The 7,804-nt window shown below is 38.0% G+C and carries 5 protein-coding genes and 1 pseudogene; 2 read left to right on the top strand and 4 right to left on the bottom strand.

Going from position 1 to position 7,804, the window contains the following annotated elements:
* The 4 genes and pseudogenes from QZ657_RS16905 to QZ657_RS16890 all read right to left on the bottom strand — a co-directional run.
* A pseudogene (locus QZ657_RS16905) lies at positions 1 to 629 on the bottom strand (tagaturonate reductase); the annotation flags it as partial.
* Between the two features lie 8 nt (positions 630 to 637).
* Entirely contained in the window at positions 638 to 2,290 is a 1,653-nt protein-coding gene (locus tag QZ657_RS16900) for a UxaA family hydrolase (RefSeq protein WP_291968207.1), read from the bottom strand.
* Positions 2,291 to 2,359: 69 nt separating this feature from the next.
* On the bottom strand, positions 2,360 to 3,367 hold the full coding sequence (locus QZ657_RS16895; RefSeq protein WP_291968206.1) for a zinc-binding alcohol dehydrogenase family protein: 1,008 nt from the start codon (positions 3,365 to 3,367) through the stop codon (positions 2,360 to 2,362).
* Positions 3,368 to 3,463: 96 nt separating this feature from the next.
* On the bottom strand, positions 3,464 to 5,014 hold the full coding sequence (locus QZ657_RS16890; RefSeq protein WP_412759696.1) for an alpha-L-fucosidase: 1,551 nt from the start codon (positions 5,012 to 5,014) through the stop codon (positions 3,464 to 3,466).
* A 198-nt stretch (positions 5,015 to 5,212) separates the two neighbouring features.
* Between QZ657_RS16890 and QZ657_RS16885 the strand changes: the two genes are divergently transcribed.
* Together QZ657_RS16885 and QZ657_RS16880 are read left to right on the top strand one after the other, a co-directional pair.
* Positions 5,213 to 6,697, top strand: coding sequence for a sulfatase-like hydrolase/transferase (locus QZ657_RS16885; protein WP_366934183.1), 1,485 nt, complete (start codon positions 5,213 to 5,215; stop codon positions 6,695 to 6,697).
* Positions 6,698 to 6,704: 7 nt separating this feature from the next.
* Positions 6,705 to 7,804, top strand: a 1,100-nt coding sequence (locus QZ657_RS16880) for a sulfatase-like hydrolase/transferase (RefSeq protein ID WP_291968204.1), incomplete at its 3' end; no start/stop codon positions are given.

Here is a 7,804-nt window from a genome sequence, read left to right as displayed (position 1 = left end):
GTATTGTAAAATATGCATGCTTCAGAAATCCAGTTTTTAAATGCATCGCTCAAAGACCAGTGATCTGCGTATTGTAAAATACATTGTTTTAATGCTTCCCCATTTTTATCAATAAGTTCAACAGGTAAAAGAATGCATCCTTTATCCAAAGCGCCATCAAAGTGTGTAAACCTATGAAATAGCCAAACGGTAAGTTTTGCCGGAAACTCTTTGGGTGGTGTATGGTCAAAGGCATCATTGGAATTAAAAACGATACCCGCTTCCGTAGTGTTCGATATAATAAATCGCAGTTTAGGAGTCTTTGAAAGGTCAATATACTTTTGCCATTCAGAATAAGGATTGATAACTTTTTGAATGCAATCAACAACGGTTAAATCTTGTACAAAAATATTGTTCTCATATCCTTCTAATTGCACGGAGAACAAACCATCTTGTGATTTTAGCTTTTGATAGTCACCACGTGCAGTGGGTTTAATTACGGCAACACCGGCATTGAAGGTAGTGGTGTTGTTTATTTTTTGAATACTAATATCTACAAATGCCCTTAGAAAATTACCGCCTCCAAATTGCATTACTTTTATGGGTAATGATTTACGATCGGTTATGGCATTACTGTTTAAAATTTCCATATGTTTTGTTATAGTGATATTCCTCTTTTCCAAGGAATAAAATCGTCTTGTCCCAAACGTACTGCGTTAGGTATTTTTTCTCCGCTTGCCACGGCAATGATGTATTCTAGAAGCTCTTCACCTTTACTTTCTATAGTTGCCGTAGCCTCTATAATGCCACCAGTGTTAAAGTCAATGATATCTGCCATACGCTCGCTGAGTTGCGTATTACTTGCTATTTTAATGGTAGGGGCAATGGGGTTGCCGGTAGGGGTACCTAACCCCGTAGTAAAGCAAATAATAGTACAGCCAGAACCTGCAAGTCCCGTCGTACTTTCTACATCGTTACCAGGAGTACAGAGTAAATTCAAGCCTTTTTTCGTGACCGGTTCGGTATAATCAAGCACATCGGTAATTGTAGAAGTACCACCTTTTTTTGCCGCTCCGGCGGACTTCATTGCGTCCGTAATGAGTCCGTCTTTTATATTACCGGGTGAAGGATTGTTTTCAAAACCTGAACCCACTTCCTCGGCACGTTTGGCATAGGTTTGCATTAGTGTCGCAAATTTTTTTGCGTTTTCTTTAGACTCACATCTATTCAGAAGTTCCTGTTCAACACCATTGAGCTCAGGAAATTCAGCAAGAACCGTAGATGCGCCAAGTGCCACCAACATATCTGAAACATGACCTAGTGCGGGGTTGGCAGAGATACCTGAAAATCCGTCAGATCCACCACACTCCAGCCCTAGGGTCAGTTTGTTCAGTGGTGCCGGAGCACGTTTGGTTTTATTGGCCTCTATTAAACCTAAAAAGGTTTGTTTAACTGCATCTTCAATAAAATGTTGTTCGCTTTTACTTTGTTGTTGTTCTAGTATGACAAGTGGTTTAGAAAACTGAGCATCCCTTTTATTAATGGCATCTTCTAGTATAGGAATCTGCGCATTTTGGCAACCAAGACTTAATACGGTAGCACCTGCTACATTGGGGTTGGTAATATAGCCGGCTAGTAAATTGCAAAGCGTATCGCTATCTTGTCTAATGCCGCCGCAACCACCATCATGTGTTAAAAACTTTATACCGTCCACATTTGGGAAAACCTGTTCATCTGCATTCGGTATTAAGGGCTTTGTGATGTTGCTTTGTAAAAATTCTTCCTTGCTAGAGCGATTTCTATAATGCTGTATTAGTGTCTCCGTAGAAATAATGTCATCACTGGACGATTTGTAACCCAATGGTTTTAAAAGCGCTGTCTTCAATACTTCAACATTTCTATTCTCGCAAAAGACCAAAGGGATTACCAGCCAATAGTTAGATGTGCCAACACTACCATTTTTTCTATGGTAGCCCATAAATGTCCGGTCTTTAAAAGCATCAATATTTGGAGGGGTAAAGTTCCATTGTTGGTTTTCTATTTGATAGTTAGATGCTGCATGTACTAAATTTTCAGTGGTAATAGCCTCTCCTTTTTTAATAGGCACAACCGCTTTGCCTACAATAGAACCGTACATATAGACCAAAGTATCTTTTTCCAAATCGGTAAACGTAAACTTATGTTTCGCCTTTATTTTCTTAGAAATACGAACCGCAATATCATCATGTTGAATATTCGTACCTTCAGGAATATCCTGTAAGGCAACTAGTATATTATCTTTTGGATGAATGTGTAAAAATGTCTTATCCATAAATTCGTTTACAAGCTTTCAAAAAATAGAAATAGGGCCGCATAGGTTTATTTCTATTTCATTTCAGATTTAGAAAGTGACCATGGCTTTGATGACACCGGTTTCAGGTTTTAGCCAAGCATCAAAATTGGCTATCATTTCGTTATATGTTACGGTATGTGTCACAAATGATTCAATTGGGAACTGGTCGATTACATCTATAACATATTCAAAATCTGCCAAGGTGGCATTTCTACTACACATGATGGTTGTCTCTTTTGCATGTATTGCCGGATGATTGAAGGTTAAATATTCCTTGGATAATCCTACCAATACATAGCGACCACCATGTGCCATATAATTAGGACCATTTTCTAGGGCGTATTTATTTCCTGAGGCATCAAAAACTGCTGTAGCCAAATCATTATTGGTAATTTCATTGACCTTTGCTATTGCATCATGATCTGCTTTTACAATATAGTCTACACCAATTTTTTCTTTGGCATAGTTTAACCTTTGTTGATTAACATCAATGGCAATTACTTGGGCGCCTTGCAATTGTGCTAATTTCATGATGCCTATGCCTATTGGGCCACAACCTATAACCGCAACGGTTTCTCCTTTTTTTATCTGTGCCCTACGTAAAGCGTGCGCACCAATGGCCAATGGCTCCACTATTGCCATTTGCTCTAAACTTAGATTGTTCGCAGGAAGTAGTAGTGCAATAGGCACGTTTATAATTTCTTGCATACCACCGTCCGTATGAACACCTAAAACCTTAATGTTGGTACAGCAATTTGTTTTTCCGGCCTTGCAAGCTACACAAGCATTACAACTTATATAGGGCATAACCACAACTTTATCACCTTGTTTAAGCCCTTTTGAATTTGGTTCAATGGCAATAATTTCAGCAGCAAGCTCATGACCTAAAATACGTGGATAGCTAAAAAAAGCTTGATTGCCCGCATAGGCATGCAGGTCTGTACCACATATACCAACTCTTTTAATTTTTAGAGTAGCTTCATTAGGTTTAGCTACAGGTGCTTCTTTATCTTTTAAGGTAAACGTGCCGGGTTCTTCGCAAGTTATATATTTCATTATCGTAAATGTTCAAATGGAAGTGGTCGTTTAAAAACGCACCCCGTTAGGGGTGCATCATTTAATTAAAACTAACACAAACAATTATTTTTAAAACTAAATTTTATCGCCTAGGGTAATTTCTAGGCAGAAGGCGTGGTCACCTTTCTTTTCTCCAAGGTTTGCTATTTCAAGACCAGTGCTGGTTTGCTTATATGCAATTTCATTATCTGATCCCAATAACGTAATAGATTTAATATCTAGACCCTCTGCGTTGGTGTTTCCTAAAGCCAAGGATTCAATGGTTACCGAATTGTTTTCTGGCCAGGCCAATAGAATGGCATAAAGCTTATTGTCTTTTTTAGTGAATCTAATATCTTGAGCCGTAAACCCTTTGTTTTCACCTTCAGAATGGTGCCCTTTTTTAACCTCGGTAGGTCCTTCACCAAAAACGGTCCAATATTCGGTATTGTAAATGGCATCACCATTTACTTTTAACCAATCGCCAATTTCAAAAAGTATTTTTTGTTGATCTTCTGGAATGCTTCCATCTGCTTTAGGACCTATGTTTAAAAGTAGATTTCCATTTTTAGAAACGATATCGACTAAATCGTCAACTAGTTCATTGGTATTTTTAGATTCCCAATTGGTAACATAGCCCCATGAGTTTTTACCTATGGAAGTATCGGTCTGCCAAGGCAATTTTCTAATACCTGGCAATTTTCCTCTTTCTAGATCGTAGATAACAGTTCCTTCAGGAAAAGCCTCATGATCAAAATTCTTATCGTTTATGACTACTTCCTTGCCCCATTCTATACCTTTATTGTAGTAGTAAGCAGCAAGCTTAGGTCTGTATTCCTTAAAATCAGGTATATCTAAATAGAAATCGAACCACAAAATATCTGGTTGGTAATTGTCAATTAAATCCACCGTTCTATTCCACCATAATTTCTTGAACTCTTCAGAAACAGGTTCGGTCAGATCTTTACCTTTTGCAGAATATAGATCTGCATATTCAGGATCTGTAGTGTCAAAGTGGTCCTTTTTATTATAGAAGGACCAATTAAACGCATAATGGGAAGAAGCGCCCATAATAAGACCTTCTTTGCGGCCTTCTTTAAATAATTCGCCCAGAATATCCTTTTTAGGTCCCATGTCTACTGAATTCCAACGTGTGGTATTGGACTTGTACATGGCAAAACCATCATGGTGGTCTGCAACGGGTATGACATATTTAGCGCCAGATTTTTTAAAAATATCTATCCATTCTGCAGCGTTGAACTTTTCACCTTTAAACTGGGGTATAAAATCTTTGTACCCAAATTCCTTTTGATCGCCATACTTCTTTTTATGATATAGGTACACTTCATTTGGACCAAGTTGTTGGTGGTTCAATTGCGCTGAAAATGTAGCAGTATCCATATACATTCTTCTAGGGTACCACTCAGAACTATATGCCGGTACTGCGTATGCGCCCCAATGAATGAAGATTCCAAATTTTTGGTCATTAAACCATTCTGGGTCTTTATAATTTTTCTTTATGGATTCCCAATTAGGCTCAAAATGTATTTCGGTTTCAACGGTTTCATTGTTCTTTTTTTTCGATTCAGATTTGCATCCCGTCAGTATCAATAGACCGATCAATGGTAATACAAAGTACTTGTTCATATTCATATGGTAACGATTTATAAAAGGTATGTCTAAGTAAGAGTTGCTAAATTCCGTTTTTTGTTCAATCAAGTTCGTAACAGATGTTTTAATGATTACAACAAATGGTTATCCTTGTTTTTTATTAGGTTTTATATGTATTTCTTTGAGATATATATAATTAATGTTAGTAATGTTTAAATAAAAAGTAAAATTCATATGCAGTTGAAAATACGATGTTTGTGTGTGCTTTTATGTGCTGTTCAGTTTTTGATGAGTCAGGATAACAGCAAAAATTTGCCTAATATAATTTGGATTATGGCAGAAGATATTAGTTTAGATTTGGCGTGTTATGGTACCAAAGCGGTTAAGACGCCCAACTTGGACCAAATGGCGGCAGATGGCATTCGCTTTAATAATTGTTTTGTGACCAACCCTATTTGTTCACCAAGTAGATCTGCCATGATTTTGGGTACACATCAACAAAAAAGTAATACCCACAATCACCGTAGCAATAGAGAGGTAGTATTGCCAAAACCATTTGTTCCCTTTACGCAATTATTAAGGGATGCGGGTTACACCACTATTTTGGGACATAAAGATGTGCGTGGAAAAGGAAGAAAGATCGATGTGAATTTTAAACATACAGCTATTGGTACTTGGGACGGTGAATCAAATTTTGGTATTTATGATAAGTACGATGAGTTTCTGCCAAAAGATGCACCATTTTTTTCGCAGATAACATTGAACGTAACCCACAGGGGTGATTGGTGGGATGAAATCCGTGCAAAATCCAAACATCCTGTAAACCCCAATGATGTGGAACTGCCACCATATTTGGCGGATGATCCCGTAATTAGGTTAGATTGGGCCAAGTATTTAGATCAGATGGAATATATGGATACTGAAATTGGAATGCTTTTTAAAGAACTGGAACAAAAAGGACTTGCCGAGAATACAGTAGTATTTTTCATAGGTGATAATGGTAGGTGTAATATAAGGGGAAAGGGATATTTACACGATTCTGGCTTAAGAATTCCGTTATTGGTAAAATGGCCAAAAGGAATAGACAAGGGCCAGATAGATGACCGAATAGTAAGTTCAACAGATATAACGGCAACCATTTTAGATTTGGCACAGGTTAAAATTCCTGATTTTATGACCGGAAAATCATTTTTGGATGAAGATTTTGACCGAACCGAGGTATTTGCATCTCGCGATTTGTGGGATGAAATTCCGGAAAAAAGCAAAGCTATAACGACCAACAAATTCAAGTACATCAGAAATTTTAAACCAGAGATTCCTTGGGATGCCCATCAAGCATATTTAGAATTTTATAGACCTGCCGTACACGTAATGCGAAGCTTAAAAAAACAGGGTAAATTGAATAAAAATGAATTACTTTTCTTCGGATTAAAACCGGCAGAAGAACTGTATGACTTAGAAAAGGATCCATTTGAACTGAATAATTTGGTTTTGGATGTTGAATATGCTGCCGTAGTACAAAAAATGAGACAGCAAACCTTAGATTATAACAAAGCCTTTAAACCGATCGGTGATACTTATAACCCTGTACACGCCGAGTCTGTAGATGTTTTAGAATGGGTTAAGAAAGAGAGACCAAAAGATTATCAAAGAATGTTGGCTGGGGAAGAAATTGGGTTTCACAAAATGTCAAACGAATACAAGGAAACTATCAAATAATAGTAGTATGAAAAATGGTTTTTTAAAACAAATAGGGTGTATAATCGCCATCTTTATTGCAACAAGCTGTGGTGAGCAGAAAGAAAAAAAAGAAGTACCGTCCTCAAAAAACGAACAACCGAATATTGTCATCATTTATTTGGATGATTTGGGCTATGGCGATGTTGGGGCTTATGGCGCAACCGAATTAAAAACACCGAATATGGACAGGTTGGTCAATGAGGGTGTAAAGTTTACTTCCGGTTATGCCAGTTCTGCAACTTGTACGCCTAGTAGGTATGCATTGCTTACGGGCAAATATCCATGGCGAGTAAACGCGGCGATATTGCCAGGGACGGCACCATTGATAATAGGTACCGATCAACCCACAATTCCTAAAATGCTAAAGAAGAAGGGATATCAAACAGGTATCGTAGGTAAGTGGCATTTAGGACTGGGCAACGGTAACGTAGACTGGAACCAAGAAATTACTCCCGGTCCCAATCAATTAGGTTTTGACTATTCGTACATATTAGCTGCCACGCAAGACAGGGTGCCAACAGTTTATATAGATAATGGCAAGGTTGATAATTTAGACCCTAACGATCCTATAACAGTCAGTTATGAGGAAAATTTTGAAGGTGAACCAACAGGTAAGGATAATCCTGAGTTGACCACCATGAAATGGCACCATGGCCACAACCAAAGTATAGTAAACGGTGTGCCTAGAATTGGCTATATGAAAGGTGGAGAAGCCGCCAAGTGGAACGATATTGATATGGCAGACCATTTTTTGGAAAAAGCTAAGACATACGTAGCTAGTCATAAAGACGCTCCGTTTTTCCTGTATTATGCCTTACAACAACCACATGTGCCAAGAACGCCACATCCTAGATTTGTAGGTGCATCGGGTATGGGACCAAGGGGCGATGTAATCGTTGAGGCAGATTGGGTGATCGGCGAATTTTTAAAAGAACTGGAAACACAAGGTATCTTGGAGAACACTTTAATTGTGTTTACGAGTGATAATGGTCCTGTGTTAAATGATGGTTATTATGACGATGCCGTTGAAAAGTTGGGAGAACATACTCCGACAGGGGGATTAAGAGGAGGAAAATATAGCCTTTT

This window comes from Maribacter sp. (genome assembly GCA_020629415.1).
Lineage (GTDB): Bacteria > Bacteroidota > Bacteroidia > Flavobacteriales > Flavobacteriaceae > Maribacter > Maribacter huludaoensis.
Note: the sequence above shows the minus strand (reverse complement) of the source record. Positions and strands in the feature narration are given on the sequence as shown.

Coding starts and splice junctions, on each gene's coding strand:
- QZ657_RS16890 (WP_412759696.1), bottom strand. CDS start 5,014: ATGAACAAGTACTTTGTATTACCATTGATCGGTCTATTGATACTGACG.
- QZ657_RS16885 (WP_366934183.1), top strand. CDS start 5,213: ATGCAGTTGAAAATACGATGTTTGTGTGTGCTTTTATGTGCTGTTCAG.
- QZ657_RS16895 (WP_291968206.1), bottom strand. CDS start 3,367: ATGAAATATATAACTTGCGAAGAACCCGGCACGTTTACCTTAAAAGAT.
- QZ657_RS16900 (WP_291968207.1), bottom strand. CDS start 2,290: ATGGATAAGACATTTTTACACATTCATCCAAAAGATAATATACTAGTT.